The organism is Azospirillum sp. A23 (assembly GCF_042938965.1).
Taxonomy (GTDB): Bacteria; Pseudomonadota; Alphaproteobacteria; order Azospirillales; family Azospirillaceae; genus Azospirillum; species Azospirillum melinis.
On record NZ_CP170663.1, the window covers coordinates 1,131,907 to 1,148,476 of the forward strand.

General features: G+C 67.5%; 11 protein-coding genes and 1 pseudogene. 6 read left to right on the plus strand and 6 right to left on the minus strand.

Annotated elements, in window-relative coordinates:
• The first annotated feature begins 20 nt into the window (after window positions 1–20).
• The 4 genes from ABNQ40_RS04935 to ABNQ40_RS04950 all read left to right on the plus strand — a co-directional run bounded on the left by ABNQ40_RS04935 (window position 21) and on the right by ABNQ40_RS04950 (window position 5,133).
• On the plus strand, window positions 21–1,358 hold the full coding sequence (locus ABNQ40_RS04935) for a phenylacetate--CoA ligase family protein (RefSeq protein WP_109048606.1): 1,338 nt from the start codon (window positions 21–23) through the stop codon (window positions 1,356–1,358).
• 2 nt (window positions 1,359–1,360) lie between these two features.
• Window positions 1,361–2,542 carry a CaiB/BaiF CoA-transferase family protein gene (locus tag ABNQ40_RS04940; RefSeq protein WP_109048607.1) on the plus strand — a complete coding sequence of 394 codons (1,182 nt, stop codon included), beginning with the start codon at window positions 1,361–1,363 and terminating at the stop codon, window positions 2,540–2,542.
• A 60-nt stretch (window positions 2,543–2,602) separates the two neighbouring features.
• Window positions 2,603–3,676 carry a 2Fe-2S iron-sulfur cluster-binding protein gene (locus ABNQ40_RS04945; protein ID WP_109048608.1) on the plus strand — a complete coding sequence of 358 codons (1,074 nt, stop codon included), beginning with the start codon at window positions 2,603–2,605 and terminating at the stop codon, window positions 3,674–3,676.
• Window positions 3,677–3,759: 83 nt separating this feature from the next.
• Entirely contained in the window at window positions 3,760–5,133 is a 1,374-nt protein-coding gene (locus ABNQ40_RS04950; RefSeq protein ID WP_109490786.1) for an FAD-binding oxidoreductase, read from the plus strand.
• Window positions 5,134–5,165: 32 nt separating this feature from the next.
• Here the strand turns inward: ABNQ40_RS04950 and ABNQ40_RS04955 are convergent, their stop codons facing one another.
• Window positions 5,166–5,516: a YciI family protein gene (locus tag ABNQ40_RS04955; protein ID WP_158285543.1), complete on the minus strand. Its 351-nt coding sequence runs from the start codon at window positions 5,514–5,516 to the stop codon at window positions 5,166–5,168.
• A 130-nt stretch (window positions 5,517–5,646) separates the two neighbouring features.
• Between ABNQ40_RS04955 and ABNQ40_RS04960 the strand changes: the two are divergent.
• A pseudogene (locus tag ABNQ40_RS04960) lies at window positions 5,647–9,121 on the plus strand (indolepyruvate ferredoxin oxidoreductase family protein).
• 3 nt (window positions 9,122–9,124) lie between these two features.
• Here the strand turns inward: ABNQ40_RS04960 and ABNQ40_RS04965 are convergent.
• On the minus strand, window positions 9,125–9,406 hold the full coding sequence (locus ABNQ40_RS04965) for a hypothetical protein (protein ID WP_109048611.1): 282 nt from the start codon (window positions 9,404–9,406) through the stop codon (window positions 9,125–9,127).
• Window positions 9,407–9,552: 146 nt separating this feature from the next.
• Here ABNQ40_RS04965 and ABNQ40_RS04970 point away from each other — a divergent pair, with 146 nt between their 5' ends.
• Window positions 9,553–11,598 (plus strand): 3-hydroxyacyl-CoA dehydrogenase NAD-binding domain-containing protein, encoded by a 2,046-nt coding sequence (locus ABNQ40_RS04970; protein WP_109048612.1) that lies wholly within the window; start codon window positions 9,553–9,555, stop codon window positions 11,596–11,598.
• A 146-nt stretch (window positions 11,599–11,744) separates the two neighbouring features.
• Here ABNQ40_RS04970 and ABNQ40_RS04975 read toward each other — a convergent pair whose 3' ends face one another.
• The 4 genes from ABNQ40_RS04975 to ABNQ40_RS04990 are packed head-to-tail and all read right to left on the minus strand — an operon-like array spanning window position 11,745 to window position 16,562.
• Window positions 11,745–12,626 carry a phosphonopyruvate hydrolase gene (locus ABNQ40_RS04975; protein ID WP_109048613.1) on the minus strand — a complete coding sequence of 294 codons (882 nt, stop codon included), beginning with the start codon at window positions 12,624–12,626 and terminating at the stop codon, window positions 11,745–11,747.
• A gap of 11 nt (window positions 12,627–12,637) precedes the next feature.
• A complete protein-coding gene (locus tag ABNQ40_RS04980; protein WP_109048614.1) occupies window positions 12,638–13,840 on the minus strand; it encodes a pyridoxal phosphate-dependent aminotransferase in 1,203 nt (400 codons plus the stop codon).
• Between the two features lie 55 nt (window positions 13,841–13,895).
• Window positions 13,896–14,903 carry an extracellular solute-binding protein gene (locus ABNQ40_RS04985; protein WP_109048615.1) on the minus strand — a complete coding sequence of 336 codons (1,008 nt, stop codon included), beginning with the start codon at window positions 14,901–14,903 and terminating at the stop codon, window positions 13,896–13,898.
• Between the two features lie 12 nt (window positions 14,904–14,915).
• Window positions 14,916–16,562, minus strand: coding sequence for an iron ABC transporter permease (locus tag ABNQ40_RS04990; protein WP_109048616.1), 1,647 nt, complete (start codon window positions 16,560–16,562; stop codon window positions 14,916–14,918).
• Window positions 16,563–16,570: the final 8 nt, after the last annotated feature.

Here is a 16,570-nt window from a genome sequence, read left to right on the forward strand (position 1 = left end):
CACAGACAGGAGAGGGAACGATGGATGAGAGCGAAAGGCATGCGTCCGATTTCCTGGACCGCGACGGGGTGCTGGCGGTGCAGCGCCGCAAGCTGGCAGCACTCGGCCGGCGGCTGGGCGCCGACCCGGCATGGCGCGCCCATTTCGCCGGGGCTGGCATGGCGCCGGAGGATCTGGCCGACCCGGCCAACCTCCAGCATGCGCCAACCCTGGAAAAGGCGGACCTTCGCGCGCAGTATCCCTATCCCTTCCTGACGGTTCCGCTGCCCGAGGTCGCGCGCTTCTGCGCCACGTCGGGCACCACCGGGCTGCCGGTGCTGTTCGGCTACACCGAGCAGGACATGATGGAACTGGTGCCGCGCCAGCTCGGCCGCATCTTCCGCACCGTCGGCATCCGGCCGGGCGACCCGGTCTATCAGGGCTACGGCTACGGCATGTGGATCGGCGGCGTCGCGATGGACTCCGCGCTGATGGCCTATGGCGCCACCAATTTCGGCATCGGACCGGGGCGTGGCGAACTGGTGGTGGAGTGGCTGCGCGACCATGGCTATGTCGCCTGCACCATGTCGCCCCTGTGGCTGATGACGCTTGCTCGGCTGGCCCAGGAGAAGGGCATCGACCCCAAGCGTGACTGGAAGCTCAGGATCGGCGTGTTCGGAGGCCAGTCGGTTTCCCGCCAGTTCCGCGACGAGATCGAGGCGGCAATGCCGGACGGCTTCGTCGCCCACAACATCTACGGGACGACCGAGGCCGGTGGTCCGGTGGTCGGCATTTCCTGCCCGCATTCGCACGGCAGCGACGAGATGCACCTGATCAACGAGGACAGCATCCTGACCGAGATCGTCGATCCGCTGACGATGAAGCCGGTCGGGCCGGGCGAGGTTGGGGAGATCGTGGTGACCACGCTCGACAAGCAGGCCTCGCCGGTGGTGCGCTGGCGCACCCGCGACCTTGTCCGCCTGTCCGACCACCCGCACGACTGCCCCTGCGGCCGGCATGGGCTGCCGCTGATCGGCCGCATCATCGGGCGCTCCGACGACATGCTGAAGGTACGCGGCGTGATGGTTTTCCCCTCGCAGGTGGAAGACATCGTCGCCGCCACCCCCGGCACGGTGAAGGAGGCCTGGCACATCTACGTCGACCGCAAGGAGGGCGACCTCGACGGGCTGACCGTCGCGGTGGAGCGGCAAGCCGGCTGCGAGCTGAGTGCCGACCTGATCGCGGATCGGGTGGTGTCCGGCATCCATGCCCGGCTCGGCATCCGCTGCAAGGTGGAATGCCAGGAGGAGGGCGTCCTGCCGCGCTACGAGGCCAAGGCGGTGCGCGTCCATGTCCGCAGCCCCACGCCGGTGGCCTGACCATGGCCGGCGCATTGGACGGTCTGCGGGTGGTCGATCTGTCGCGGGTGCTGGGCGGTCCCTACTGCACACAGATGCTGGGCGACCACGGTGCCGAGGTCATCAAGGTGGAGCCGCCGCAGGGCGACGAGACGCGCGGCTGGGGGCCGCCGTTCCGCGACGGCACGGCCTCCTACTTCCTGGGCGCCAACCGCAACAAGCGGTGCATCGCGCTCGATCTCTCGCGTCCGGAAGGGCGGGAGGTGCTGATGCGCCTGCTGGAGTCCGCCGACGTGCTGGTGGAGAACTTCAAGGTCGGCACGCTGGAGAAGTGGGGTATCGGCTATCGAGAGGTGCTGGCGGAGCGTTTCCCGCAGCTGATCCATTGCCGGGTGTCCGGCTTCGGGGCGGACGGGCCGCTCGGCGGGCTGGCTGGCTACGACGCGGCGGTACAGGCGATGTCGGGGCTGATGAGCGTCAACGGCGAGGCCGATGGGGCGCCGGTGCGCATCGGCATTCCGGTGGTCGACCTGGCGACCGGGATGAACGCGGCGATCGCCATCCTGCTGGCGGTGCAGGAACGCCACCGCTCCGGCCGCGGGCAGTTCGTCGAGGCGACCCTGCTCGACAGCGCGCTGGCGCTGGCCCACCCGCACACCGCCAACTGGTTCCTCTCCGGCAAGCCGCCGAAGCGGACCGGCAGCGCGCATCCCAACATCAGCCCCTACGACCTGTTTCCCACCCGGACCCGGCCGATCTTCCTCGCCGTCGGCAATGACGGTCAGTTCGCGCGCTTCTGTGCCGCGATCGGACGGCCGGAGCTTTCCTCCGACACACGCTTCGCCACCAACCGCGACCGGGTGGTCAACCGCGACGCCCTGCGGGCGGAGCTGGAGGCGGCGCTGGCCGCGCGCGATGGCGAGGCGTTCGCGGTGGAATTGCTGGAGCAGGGCGTGCCCTGCGGCGCCCTTCTCGGTGTGGACGAGGCGGTTGCCCAGCCGCACGCGGTCGAACGCGGGCTGACGGTCGCCATCGGTGAGTACCGCGGCATCGCCAGTCCGGCGACCCTGTCGCGCACCCCGGCCAGCTATCGGCTGGCCCCCGGCGCCTTCGCCGCCGACACCGTGGCGGTGCTGCGGGAACTCGGCTACGGCGAGGCGGAGATCGAGGCACTGCGGGTTTCGGGCGTGGCGCCGGGCAACTGAACATCGCCCCTCTCCCAGGGCGGGAGCGGGGGCATAGGCAATCGCCGAACGAGGAACAGAATGGACGAGTGCCGGGTCACCATCGCCAACACGGGCGCCAGCTTTTCCTGCGGCCGGGGGGAAACCATCCTCGACGCCGCCCTGCGCCAGGGCGTCACCCTGCCCCACAACTGCCGGGGCGGCGCCTGCGGCCAGTGCAAGGCCGATGTCGTGAAAGGTGTGGTCGAGCATGGCTGGGTCATGAGCTTCGCCATCACCGACGAGGAGAAGGAGGAGGGGCAATGCCTGGTCTGCGTCTCCAAGCCGCTGGGCGACGAGGTGACGGTTTCGATGCACAACCCGGTTCCCGGTGCCGACGCCCAGCCCATCGCACCCATGACCACCCGCGCCCTGGTCGTCTCCTCGGTCCCGCTGACCCCGCAGATCCGGGAGATCACCCTGGCGCTCGACCCGGAATGCGGCTTCCGCTTCCATGCCGGCATGCATGTGGAGCTGGGGGAGGAGGCCGGTGACGGCGGGCGTCCCTATTCGATTGCAACGGTTCCCGGTGCGGACGGAGCCCCGCCGCTCGGCCTGCTCACCGTGCAGGTGACCCTGCAGCCGGGTGGACGCACCAGCCCCTGGCTGCATGAGAATGCCCGCGTAGGGGCCGAGCTGACCCTGCGCGGCCCCTACGGCACCTTCGGCTGCGACCGCGCGGCGGCCGGAACCGACGGGCTGCTGCTGCTGGCCGGCGGCACCGGGCTGGCGCCGCTGCTGTCGGTCGCCGGCGACCTCCTCGCCGGCGGCTTCGCCGCCCCGCTCGAACTCGGCCTGTCGGTGCGCACCGCCGCCAACCTGTTCGGCGTGGACGAGCTGGAGCGGCTGGCGCGCACCCATGCCAATTTCCGCTACTGGGCGGCCCTGACCCGACAGGAGGGCGAGCCGCCGGCCACATACTGCCGCGCCGCCCGTGTGCCCGACCTGTTGCGCGAGCGTGCGTCGGAGCTGTCCGGCCGCCGCGTTCTGGTCGCCGGCCCACCCGGCTTCGTCGAGGCGTGCCGGGGCGCGCTTGCCGCACTCGGCGTTCCCGCCGACCGTGTGACCGCCGAATCCTACGACAACCGGGCCGCCCACCTGCGCGCTGCCGATTGACTCCGGTTCATCCGGAGTTCTTCCACCCGACGGAGATTGCCATGACCCACGCCGAGCCCCGCCGGAGCGCTCAGCAGAGCATCATGTTTGAAAGCTGTATCGAGGACTTGCACCGTCTTCTACCGGGACGGGTCTCGACGGCGATGGCGGTTCGGATGCATCACGGGACCGACGTCTCGTTCCACAAGCCGTTCCCGCCGGACGCGGTGGTCTTCCCCCATACAACGGAAGAGGTTGCCGGCGTGGCGACCCTGTGCGCCGGCTATCAGGTTCCGATGATCCCGTTCGGCACCGGCACCTCATGCGAGGGGCATATCGCGGCCCTGCAGGGCGGCGTCTGCATCGATCTGTCGGGACTGTGCGGCATTCTCCGGGTCAGCCCGGATGATCTCGACGTGACGGTCCAGGCCGGGGTGACCCGCAAGCAGTTGAATGAGCATCTGCGCGACACCGGCCTGTTCTTTCCGATCGATCCGGGAGCCGATGCCTCGCTGGGCGGAATGGCCTCGACGCGGGCCAGCGGCACCAACGCGGTGCGCTACGGCACCATGCGCGAAAACGTGCTGGGCCTCACCGTGGTGCTGGCCGACGGGCGGATCATCCGGACTGGCGGGCGTGCGCGCAAGTCGGCGGCCGGGTACGACCTGACCCGCCTCTTCGTCGGATCGGAGGGGACGTTGGGCATCGTCACCGAGGTGACGCTGCGCCTCTACGGCATTCCGGAGACCATCTCCGCCGCTGTCTGCCCGTTCCCGACCCTGTCCGGCGCGGTCGACACCGCCATCGCCGTGATCCAGTCGCAAATCCCGGTGGCCCGGATGGAGTTGCTCGACGCCGTCCAGATGCGGGCGACCAATCTCTATTCAAAGCTCGACCATCCAGAGCAGCCGACCCTGTTCTTCGAATTCCACGGCACCGAAGCCGGCGTGGCCGAACAGGTGGCGCAGGTCCGCGCCATCGCCGCGGAGGCGGGAGGAACAGACTTCCGCTGGGCGTCGAAACCGGAGGAGCGCAGCCGGCTGTGGCAGGCGCGTCACGATGCCTGGTGGGCGGCGCTGGCGCTGCGTCCCGGCGCCAAGGGTTGGCCGACCGACGTCTGCGTCCCGATCTCCCGTCTTGCCGAATGCATCGAGGAGACCAGCCGCGACATTGCGGAAAACCGGCTGATCGCCCCGGTGCTGGGCCATGTCGGCGATGGCAACTTTCACCTGTGCTTCGTGCTCGATCCCGACGATGTCGACGAGATGCGGCGGGTGCGCGCGGTGAACGGGCGGATGATCAGCCGGGCCATCGCCATGGGCGGCACCTGCACGGGCGAGCACGGCATCGGCTACGGCAAGATCGACGAGCTGCGCGAGGAGCATGGTGACGCGGTGGAGGTCATGGCGGCCGTGAAGCAGGCACTCGATCCAAAAGGGTTGATGAACCCCGGCAAGCTGTTCGGTCCAACCTCCTGACCGTTCGGCGCTCGGAGCGGAGATGTGCGGGCCTAGGCCCGCACCGACACAGCTTCCGCCGCCCGCTCACGCGCCAGCTCTTGCAACAGGAAGCCGGGTTCGATTTCGGGCACCATCTGTCGGATGACCCGGACCGTGACCGACTGGAAGAGGCCGCCGCGGTTGTAGGGCTCGTCCGCCAGAAAAGCGTCGAGCTCGGCGCGGCCGGGCAGATCGATGACGAACAGGCTTCCGGCGCTGCCGCCGCTTGGTTCGTCGATCAGAGGGCCGCCGTACCGCAGCAGCCCGGCGGCGGCGATCATGTATTCGAGATGAACCGCGCGGGTGGCGGCGCGCAGCGCAGCCGAATTCGGCTTGTCGATGCAGGTGACACAGAACAGCATTCGGACGCCTCTCCGGAAGAGAATCCACATTTTCAAGAGGGTAAGGCGTCCAGCTTGACATAGTCCGACTGGACGGTCAATTATTTGTGCGGGACTGTCCGCACCCCTGCATATGGGAGAGGAAGGGACGATGGAGTTGGCGTTGGCGAAGCTCGCTCTGGATGACCGCTATCGGCTGGAAAAGGGTCGGGTCTACATCAACGGCACCCAGGCCCTGGTGCGCCTGCTGATCGCCCAGAAGCTGCGCGACAAGGCCGAGGGTCTGACCACCGGCGGCTTCGTATCCGGCTACCGCGGCTCGCCGCTCGGCAGCTTCGACCGGGAGCTGTGGAGCGCCCGCAAGCAGCTGGAGCAGCACGACATCCGCTTCTGGCCGGGGATCAATGAGGATTCTGGCGGCCACCGCCGTTTGGGGCACCCAGCAGATCGCGCTCACCGGTGACGCCGCCTATGACGGCGTCTTTGCCATGTGGTACGGCAAGGGGGCCGGACTTGACCGCTGCGGCGACGTGATGCGCCATGCCCATGGCGCAGGCACCGCCCCCAAGGGCGGCGTTCTGGCGGTGGTGGGCGACGACCATGCCCAGAAATCCTCCACGCACCCCTACAACTCGGAACCGACCTTCGCCGACCTTATGATGCCGGTCCTCAGCCCTGCCGATGTCGGCGAGGTGCTGAGCTATGGCCTGCTCGGCTGGGCGATGTCACGCTATTCCGGCTGCTGGGTCGGGCTGAAGACGATGGCGGAGATGCTGGACTGCTCCACCTCGCTGGATGCCGACCTGCACGGGCTGGTCATCCGGCAGCCCGACGATTTCACCCTGCCCGAGCGGGCGGTGCACATACGCTGGCCCGATCCCTGGCCCGACCAGGAACCGCGGCTGGTGCGCTACAAGCTGGAGGCGGCACAGGCGTTCGCGCGGGCCAACGGCATCGACCGGATCGTTGCCGACGGTCCGGTCCCGCGGCTCGGCATCATTACCGCCGGCAAGTCCTGGCACGATCTGCGCCAAGCGCTGTCCGACCTCGGCATCCCGCCGGAGGAGGCGGGTGCTGCGGGCTTGCGCATCTACAAGGTCGGCATGCCCTGGCCGCTGGAACCGCAGGGAATCCGACGTTTCGCCGAGGGGCTGGACGAGATCCTGGTGGTGGAGGAGAAGCGCGGGATCATCGAAAGCCAGCTGAAGGAGTTGCTCTACGGCCGGCCCGGCGCGCCGAAGATCACCGGCAAGCGGGCGGAGGATGGGTCGTGGCAGTTTCCGCAGGTCGGGGAGCTGTCTCCCGACCGTATTGCACGGGTGCTGGCTTCGAAGCTGGGAACCGCCGGCCTCGGCGAGACCGCCCGCCGCCGCTTGGCCCTGCTGGACCAGCAGGAGACGCTGCTCGCCAAGGCCCGCCCGGTGGTCGCCCGTCCACCCTATTTCTGTTCCGGCTGCCCGCACAACAGCTCGACCAAGGTTCCGGACGGCAGCCGGGCGATCGCCGGGGTGGGCTGCCATTACATGGCGGTAGGCATGGACCGAAACACCGCGACTTTCCCGCAGATGGGCGGGGAGGGGGCGGCCTGGATCGGGCAGGCGCCTTTCAGCAAGACGGGACACACCTTCGTCAATCTGGGGGAAGGGACCTATTTCCACTCCGGATCGCTGGGGGTGCGCGCCTGCATTGCGGCGGGGGTCAACGTCACATTCAAGCTGCTGTTCAACGACGCGGTCGCCATGACCGGCGGCCAGCCGGTGGACGGGCCGCTGACCGTGCCGCAATTGGCTGCCCAACTCCGCGCCGAGGGGGTCGGCGAGATCGTCGTGCTGTCGGAGGAACCGGAGAAGTACGGCACTGGCGCGATGCTTCCCCGCGGCGTGCCGGTGGAGCACCGTGATCGGCTGGACGAGGTGCAGCGCCGGCTGCGCGAGCGTCCCGGTGTCACCGCGCTGATCTACGACCAGACCTGTGCCGCGGAGAAGCGGCGGCGGCGCAAGCGCGGCACCATGGCGGACCCGGCGCGGCGGGTCTTCATCAACGATCTGGTCTGCGAGGGCTGCGGCGACTGTTCCAAAACCTCGAACTGCCTGTCGGTGGTGCCGCAGGAAACCGAGTTCGGGCGCAAGCGGACCATCGACCAGTCCAGCTGCAACAAGGATTTGTCCTGTCTCAAGGGATTCTGCCCCAGCTTCGTAACGGTGGAGGGCGGCAGCCTGAAGCGTCCGAAGAAGAGCGATCCGGGCAGCGAGGCACTGCCCGAACCGATGCCGCCGTCGCTTGACCGGCCGTGGAACATCTTCATCACCGGCGTCGGCGGCACCGGGGTGGTGACCATCGGCGCACTGCTTGGCATGGCGGCGCATCTGGAGGGCAAGGCCTGCGCCATTCTGGACCAGATGGGCATGGCGCAGAAGGGCGGAGCGGTGGTGACCCACGTCCGCATCGCCGGAACTTCCGACGCGATCCAGGCGGTGCGGGTGCCGACCGGCGAGGCCGACCTGCTGCTGGGCTGCGATCTGGTGGTGGCGCTGCACGACGGCACGATGTCCAAGGTGGCACCGGAGCGGGGCAAAGCGATCCTCAACACGCACGAAACCATCACCGGCGATTTCACCCGCAATGCCGACGCACGCTTTCCGACCGACGGCATGGTGAGGGCGCTGGTGGAAGCGCTGGGGGCCGACCGGGTCGAGGCGTTCGACGCGACGGCACTCGCAACCGGCCTGATGGGCGATTCGATTGCGACCAACCTGTTCCTGCTCGGCTACGCCTACCAGAAGGGCCTGATCCCGGTGTCGGCGACGGCGATCCTTCAGGCGATCGAACTGAACGGCGTGGCGGTGAAGACCAACCGCGACACCTTCACCTGGGGCCGCCGCGCCGCCCTCGACCGCAGGGCGGTGGAAGCACTTCGCGCCGGTGCGGCCACGGCGGCTGTGCCGGACAGCCACAGCCTGTCGGAAACCCTGGAGGAAATGGTGAACCGCCGCGTCAGCTTCCTGGCCGACTATCAGGACACGGCCTATGCGGAGCGCTACCGCGCCTTCGTCCGGCAGGTCGAAGCGGCCGAGCAGGGGCGGGTTCCCGGCCACAGCACCCTGACCGAGGCGGTGGCCCGCAACCTGTTCAAGCTGATGGCCTACAAGGACGAGTACGAGGTGGCACGGCTCCATACCGACACCGGGTTCCTCGACCGGGTGCGGGGACAGTTCGACGGTGAAACCCGCCTGCGCTTCCACCTCGCTCCGCCGGTGCTGGCGGAGCGCGATCCGACGACCGGGCATCTGCACAAAAGGGCCTTCGGTCCCTGGATGCTGGTGGGGTTCAGGGTGTTGGCGAAGTTCAAGCGGCTGCGCGGCACCGCGCTCGATCCGTTCGGCCGCACAGCGGAGCGGCAAATGGAGCGCCGGCTGATCGAAGAGTACCGGACGATGGTGTCCGGCCTGCTACCCGATCTGACGGTGGACAGGCATGGGCTTGCGGTCAGCCTCGCAAAGCTGCCGGAAAGCATCCGCGGCTATGGGCATGTCAAGGAAGCGGCAGTCGCCGCGGCCGAGGCGCGGAAGGCGGAGCTGCTCGCCGCATGGCGGCAGCCGCCCGCCCTTCCCCAGGCGGCCGAATGATCGTCAGGCGCGGTCGGTGACGAGACCGCCCGCGGCAGCGGCTTCCAGCTCTCCCAGCAGGTCGGCGTTCGGGCAGAAGCTCATATAACTCAAGGCCGCCGTGCTGTCCGCCAGGGCAGCACGGCATCGGCCGCGGTCGGCACAGACCGGACAGAGGCGCCCGGCATCCTGGATGGCGCCCCAATAGTCCGGGCTCAGCCGCCGCTCGTCGATGCCAAGCACGGTCATCAGCGATTGGGCGAGTGGGATGTCAGGCCCGGCAAATCCCGTGTCGAAAGTGATCATGGCGAGGCTTTCATTAAAGACCGAATGGACGGATTATTTATTAATCCGGGGACCCGCGGCACTGATTCAGATCAATCGCATTCACCCTTTTTTCGATTGGCTGGACGGCGATGCGTACAGCCTCCAACTGTCGTGAGACGCTGACCATGACCGAAGTGATCCGTATCGAACGGGACGGCGACATCGCCGTCATCGTCATCGACAATCCTCCCATCAATGCCGGCTCGGCCGAGGTGCGGCGCGGCCTGCTGGCCGCCATCGAGACGATCGGGGGCGACGCGTCCATCCGGGGGGCGGTCCTGATCGGAGCGGGCAAGACATTCATCGCCGGCTCCGACCTGCGGGAGTTCGACCGTCCCCTGCAGGAACCGCAATTGCCGTCGGTGATCGCAGCCATCGAAACCTGTGGCAAGCCGGTGGTCGCGGCGCTGCACGGTGCGGCGCTCGGCGGCGGCTTCGAACTGGCGCTCGGCTGCGACGGCCGCATCGCCCTGGCCGGCACGGTGGTCGGACTGCCGGAGGTGACGCTCGGCATCATCCCGGGAGCCGGCGGCACCCAGCGCCTGCCGCGGATCGTCGGCATCCCCGCCGCCATCCGGATGATCGCGTCGGGCGAGCGGGTGCCGGCGGCGAAGGCCCTGGCGCTCGACATGGTGGACGCGGTGGTGGACGGCGACCTGCGTCCGGCGGCGGTCGCTTTCGCCCGCCGGCTCGGCCACGGAAAGACTCCCCTGCGCGACTGCGGCGTTCCGGTCGCGGACGACGGGGAGATCGCCGCCGCCTCGCGCGACGCGTTGAAGGCCGGCCGTAACCGTCCGGCGGTCCGTGCCGCTGTGGAGGCTGTGGGCACGGCCGCTCGTCTGCCCATTGACGAGGGACTGGCCCGCGAGCGCGCCGCTTTCCAGGAACTGCGGCTGTCGCGGGATGCCAGGGCGTTGCGCCATCTCTTCTTCGCCGAACGGGAGTCGGCGCGGCACCCCGACTTGGCCGGAGCCATGCGGCGGACAGTCGAACGCATCGGTGTCATCGGCGCCGGCACCATGGGCACGGGCATCGCCATCGCCGCGCTGGACGGAGGTTTCCAGGTGGTGCTGGTGGAGGCCGACGACGCGGCGCTGGAGCGTGGCGCCCGGCGCATCGCGGATCACTACGCCAGCCGTGTCGCGACCGGGAGGCTCGGCGAGGCCGATGCGGCCGGCCGGCGCTTCCGCCTGACCGCCGGCACCGACTGGACGATGCTCGCCGACGTCGATCTGGTCATTGAAGCGGTGTTCGAGGATCTGGCGGTCAAGCAGGAGGTGTTCCGGCGCCTTGATGCCGTGGCGCGTCCGGGTGCCGTGCTGGCGACGAACACGTCCTATCTCGATGTCGACGCCATCGCGGCGGCGACAATGCGGCCTCAGGACGTCATCGGCCTGCATTTCTTCAGCCCCGCCAACGCCATGCGTCTGGTGGAGGTGGTGTGCGCGGCGGCGAGTGCGGCGGACGCGCTGGCGACCGGCCTCGCCGTCTCTAAGCGGCTGGGCAAGTTGCCGATCCTGACCGGCAACGCCTTCGGCTTCATCGGCAACCGCATCTATGCGGCCTACCGTCGCCAGTGCGAATTCATGATCGAGGAGGGCGCCTATCCCGAGCAGGTCGATGCGGTGCTGGAGTCCTTCGGCTTTGCCATGGGTCCCTTCGCGGTGGCGGACCTGTCCGGCCTCGACATCGCCTGGCGCATGCGGCAGGCGCGGGCGGCGACCCGCGATCCGCAGGCCCGCTACGTCACCATTCCCGACCGGCTGTGCGAGGTCGGCCGGTTGGGACGCAAGACCGGGGCCGGCTATTACCGCTATGCCGACGGCGGCAAGGGCCGGCAGCCCGACCCAGTCGTTCGCGACCTGATCGACCGCGCCCGCGCCGAGACGGGCATCTCACCCCGGAGCATGGACGACGATGAAATCCGGCGCCGCGCCCTCCTCGCGATCACGAACGAGGCCGCCCTTCTGCTGGCCGAGGGCGTCGCCGTGCGGGCCGCGGACGTCGATCTGGTGCTCGTCAACGGCTACGGCTTTCCCCGTTGGGAGGGTGGTCCCGTTTTCCTTGCCCGCGAGAGCGGCCACTTGGCGCTGGAGCGTGACCTCGATTGGTTGGCCGGTCTCAACGGCCCCGGCTTCACCCGTGCCGATCCCGCCCCGCTTCTCGGCTGAACCCCTGGCCGATCAGTTCCGTCAGTCTTCGCGCCCACTCGCCCATCCTGGCGCGAGAGTTGACGGAACCGACGCAGGACCACTGCCGCCGGGAAAGCGGCCCCCGGAACCGTCGCGAGGACGAGGCGGCCTCCGTCCCATCGCCGTCAGCGGAGATAGGCCCGCTCGTGCGCCTTCACCCGGTCCATTCTCTGGAGACGGAAGATTTCCTCGACCGACACGATCTCCTCATTAACCTTCTGGATGCCGCCATCCTTGATGATGGCGGAGAAGGTCTTCTGCATGGCCGTCACCGACGCGCGGATGGCGTGGTTGCCGTAGATGACCATTCGGATCTTGCCGAGCACGCGGATCCGTTCCGCGTTCATCTCAGGATAGGCGGTCGGCACGATGACGATCGGCGCCCTTCCATGCCAGGCGTTGACGAAGCTTTCGACCTCGTCGGGGGTCTTCTTCTTGGAGTGGATCAGGATCATGTCGGCGCCCGCCTCCTCGTAGGCTGCGGCCCGTTTGAGCGCCTCCGGCTCGCCCAGGCCGGCGATGAGCGCCTCGTCGCGGGCGACGATGAGGAAATCGGGATCCTTGCGGGTCTTGCATGCGGCCTCGATCTTGCCCTGGAATTCCTCGATCCGCAGCAACTCCTGGCGGCCGTCGGCAACGAGGCTGGTGACTTTGGGGAAGGATTTGTCTTCGATGACGACCGCTGCCGCGCCCGCCGCTTCGTATTGCTCGACCGCGTAGATCACGTTGACGGCGTTGCCGAACCCGGTGTCGATGTCGGCGACGATCGGCAGGTCCATCTGTTCCGACATGGCGCGCATCATGTCGAGGTGCTGGGTCATGGAAACCAGGCTCACGTCTGGTAGACCGTAGAGCGCGGACAGTTCGAACCCGCTCGCCCAGACGCCGTCGAACCCGGCCTCCTCGGCAAGTCGCGCCGACAGCGGCGCATGTGAGGCCATGATGTGGACGAGGCCCTTGTCGGCCATCGCATCGCGCAGGATGCGGCTCTTGCTCTTCGTGCTCATGTCATTACCCTTCAACGCAGGTCCGCGCAGGCTTTGATGATCTTGTCGCAGGCACGTTCGAGCTCCTCGAAGGAGGAGGCGTAAGAAATCCGGATGTAGGGCGAAGCCATGAAGCCGGAGCCGGGCACCACCGCGACCCCGGCGTCGTCGAGCAGATGCATGGCGAAGTCGGTGTCCGATGTGATGGTGTCGCCCGAGGGTGTGCGCTTGCCGATCACGCCCGCGCAGTTCGGATAGACGTAAAACGCACCCTCCGGCGTCCGGCACGTCAAACCGGGGGCCTCGTTCAGCCGCGCCACGACAAGGTCCCGGCGCCGTTGGAATTCGGCGACGAAGCTGGCTATGTAGGATTGGTCACCGGCGATCGCCTCGATCGCGGCGTGCTGCGAGATTGAACTCGTGTGCGACGAGGTCTGCCCCTGGATCGTGTTCATCGCTTTGATAAGTTCGATGGGGCCGGCGCCGTAACCAACCCGCCAGCCGGTCATGCAGTTGGCCTTGGAAACGCCGTTGACGGTGAGCGTGCGGTCATGGAGGTCGGGGGCGATCTCGGCCATGGTTGCGAAGCGGGCCGGCGGGTAGACGAGCTTCTCGTAGATGTCGTCGGCCAGTACCCAGACGTGAGGGTGTCTGCGCAGCACCTCGGCGAGGCGGGACAAATCCTCGGCGCTGTAGACCGCTCCCGTGGGGTTCAGCGGGGAGTTCAGCATCAACCACTTCGTACGCGGGCTGATGGCCGCCTCGAGGCTTTCAGGCCCGAGTTTGAAGTCCAGGACTTCCGAGCATTCCGCCATGACCGGCGTTCCGCCGGCGAGCCGCACCATGTCGGGATAGGACACCCAGCAGGGGCTGGGGATGATCACCTCGTCGCCTGGATTGAGGCTGGCGAACAGGCCGTTGAACACCACCTGCTTGGCACCGCATCCAACGGTGATCTGGTCGACGTTGTAATCGAGGCTGTTGTCGCGCTTCAGCTTATCGCGGATCGCCTCCCTCAGCGGAGTGATGCCAGCGACCGCCGTGTAGCGCGTCTTTCCGGAGCGGATCGCCTGAATGCCGGCTTCAAGAACATTATCCGGAGTATCGAAATCCGGCTCGCCCTGGCTCAACGTGATGATCTCCCGCCCTTGCGCCTTAAGCGCAGCGGCGCGGGCCGTCATCGCTTTGGTTTCCGAAGGACGAACGGCTTTGACGTGGTTGGCGACGATTCCCATGATTATCCTTGATGAAAGAGTGACGGCGCGAGCCCGCGCCGCAGGTCGGCGTTGGTCAGCGCCGGGCGTCGGCGACGATGGTGTTCCACACCTTCAGCATCTCCTCGCGCCCCTGGGAGGCGGCGCTCTGGTCGACATCGAGCAGGGCGATGTCGGCCATGTCCGGCAGCTTGACGATGGATGAGACCCTGATGTCCATGCGGGACGGGCGCCGGTACGTCGTCTCGAGGACAGCCTCCTGCACCTCCTTCGAAAGGAAGGCGTCGTAGAGACGGCGGGCGGCGTCCGGGCTTCTGGCGCCCTTGATGAGCACCACCCCCTCCGGCGACAGCACAGCGCCCTCTGCTGGATAGATCAGCGATATGCCCGGTTGCTCGGCAGCGACATACTCGTAGGCTGCGGCTTCGGAGGTGATGCCGAGGGCGTATTCTCCGTCGGAAACGCCTTTGTTCGTCTGCCCGGTCGTGCCGGTGATCACGAGGTTGGCCGCAAGCTTGCGCAATCCATCGACGCCGAACCTCTGCAGGAGAGCGTACACGGTGATGTAAGTGAAGCTGGAGTTGTTGGGGTCGGTCATGGCGACCTTCCCCTTCCACCGGGGATCGAACAGGTCCGTCCAGGATTTCGGAAGGGAAGCCCCGGCGGCGCGGCCTTTGTTCGCCATGATCAGCATGACGTGAACGTTGGTCCCGGTCCAAAGACCGCCGGGGCCTTGCAGGTTCTGGGGGATGGCGGCGATCTCGGGCGAGCGGTAGCTTTCAAAGTGCCTGACATAGGCGCCGAGCGTACCGAACCCGCCGCTCCAGAACACGTCGCCCGCGGGGCTCGTGGCCTCCGCTTCGATGCGCTTCATCAGCATGCCGGTGCCGCCGGTGACCTGCTCCACCCGCAGGTTGGGGATTCGCGTCCGGATGACGTCGAGGGCGCTCTGGACGACCTCGGTGTTGTTCGAGGTGTACAGGACGACCTTGCCCGCGCCCTGCTGCCCAAGGGAGGACGACGCGAAGCCAGCGGTGCAAAGGCCGGCACCGGCGGCAAGGACAAAGCTGCGGCGATCAAGCATGTTTTTGATCCTTCACTTGGTGGCGAACAGCCGGATGCGGAGCAGCTTCACGCTCAGCGCGATCGGCACGACGATCAGGACGACAAGCACGGCGGCGTAGGCCGAAGCCGGCCCCATGCGGCCGCTGTCGACTTGGCGAAAGATCGCGATGGGCAGCGTTTCCAGCCCGCCGCCGTAGACGACGATGGAGGCGCTGAGCTCCGACAGCGTGCTCGCCCACATCAGGACGAAGGCGGACGCGACGGAAGCCCACATCACGGGAACGACGACCTTGATGAAGGTCTTCAGGGGAGGGACGCCGAGGCTGATCGACGCCTCCTCCAGCGAGTCCGGAATGTTGTAGAGCGAGGACGCGGCCGAACGGATCGAGAAGGGCATCCGGCGCACCACATAGGTGACGATCATGATGAGCGCGGTGCCGGTGAGGACCATGCTGCCGCTGTTGAACGCCTGCACCAGCGCGATGCCCAGCACGGTACCGGAGATGGTCAGCGGCAGCACGACAAGGTAATCGAGCGCCTGGGTCGCGGCCGACCGCTTCTTGACGATCAGGTAGCTCGCCAACACCGCGAAGGCGATGCCCGCCGCCGTCGCGACCGATGCGAACTTGAGCGAATTCAGGATCGGGTCGACCCCTGCGGTGAGCGCCCGCTCGATGCCCGCCAGCGAGAACGTGCCCCAGCGGACGAGTGGACCCCGGCTTTCGCTGAAGGCGGCGACGAACACGGTGACGAGCGGCAGGAACGACAGCAGGACGACCACCATCACGAGGCCGGCAAAGGCCATGCCCCGCCACGAGGCAACCCGGACCGCAGCGGGCGCGCGCCCCTGCGCCATCTGCACGAGCCGCCGCTCGACAAACCGCTTCTGCACGAACAGCACGATGGCGACCAGCGTGATCATCACCAGGGAGAGCGTGCTCTGCATCACCGGACTGCCCCCCATCTCGTTGACGAAGGCGTTGTAGGTCTGGATCGAGAGCAGCGGGATGCGGTTGCCAAGGATGATCGAGACCGCGAAATTTCCGACGACCAGGGTGAAGACCACCATCGCGTTGACGAGAATGGCGGGCGCAACGGTGGGAATCACCACCCGGAATACGGTCTCGACCGGGGTGCGCCCTAGCGACCGGCTCGCCTCTTCCAACTGGCCATCGAATCCACGCAGCGCGGCGAGCGTGCCCAGATAGATGTAGGTGTAGTACACCAGCGTCATGACGAAGATCATGCCGCCCCAGCCGTAGAAGCTTGGAAGCTCGATCCCCGTCGAGTCGCGCAGGGCCTTGGTGACGAAGCCGTTGTTGCCGAGCACCAGAAGCCAGGACTGACAGGTGATGACTTCCGGAATGATGATGGTGGCGACCGGCAGAAGCGCTACGAAGTTCTTCAGCGGGAAATCATAGCGCGCCACGATGTAGGCGAAGGGCACGCCCACGAGAGTCGCGGCGATGGTGACCGCGACGCCGAGCACCACCGTGTTGCGCAGGCCTCTGAGGTAATCGGGAGTCGCCAGGAACCTCGCAAGCCCGTCGAAGCCGAGGCCGTCGGCGCCGCTGAAGCTGTTTCCCACCAGCGTCAGCAGAGGAAAGAGCACGAACAGGGCGTTGATCGCAATGCACAGGGTGGTCAGGGCGCCCCAGGGCAGAATACGCTGTCGCATGGATACGC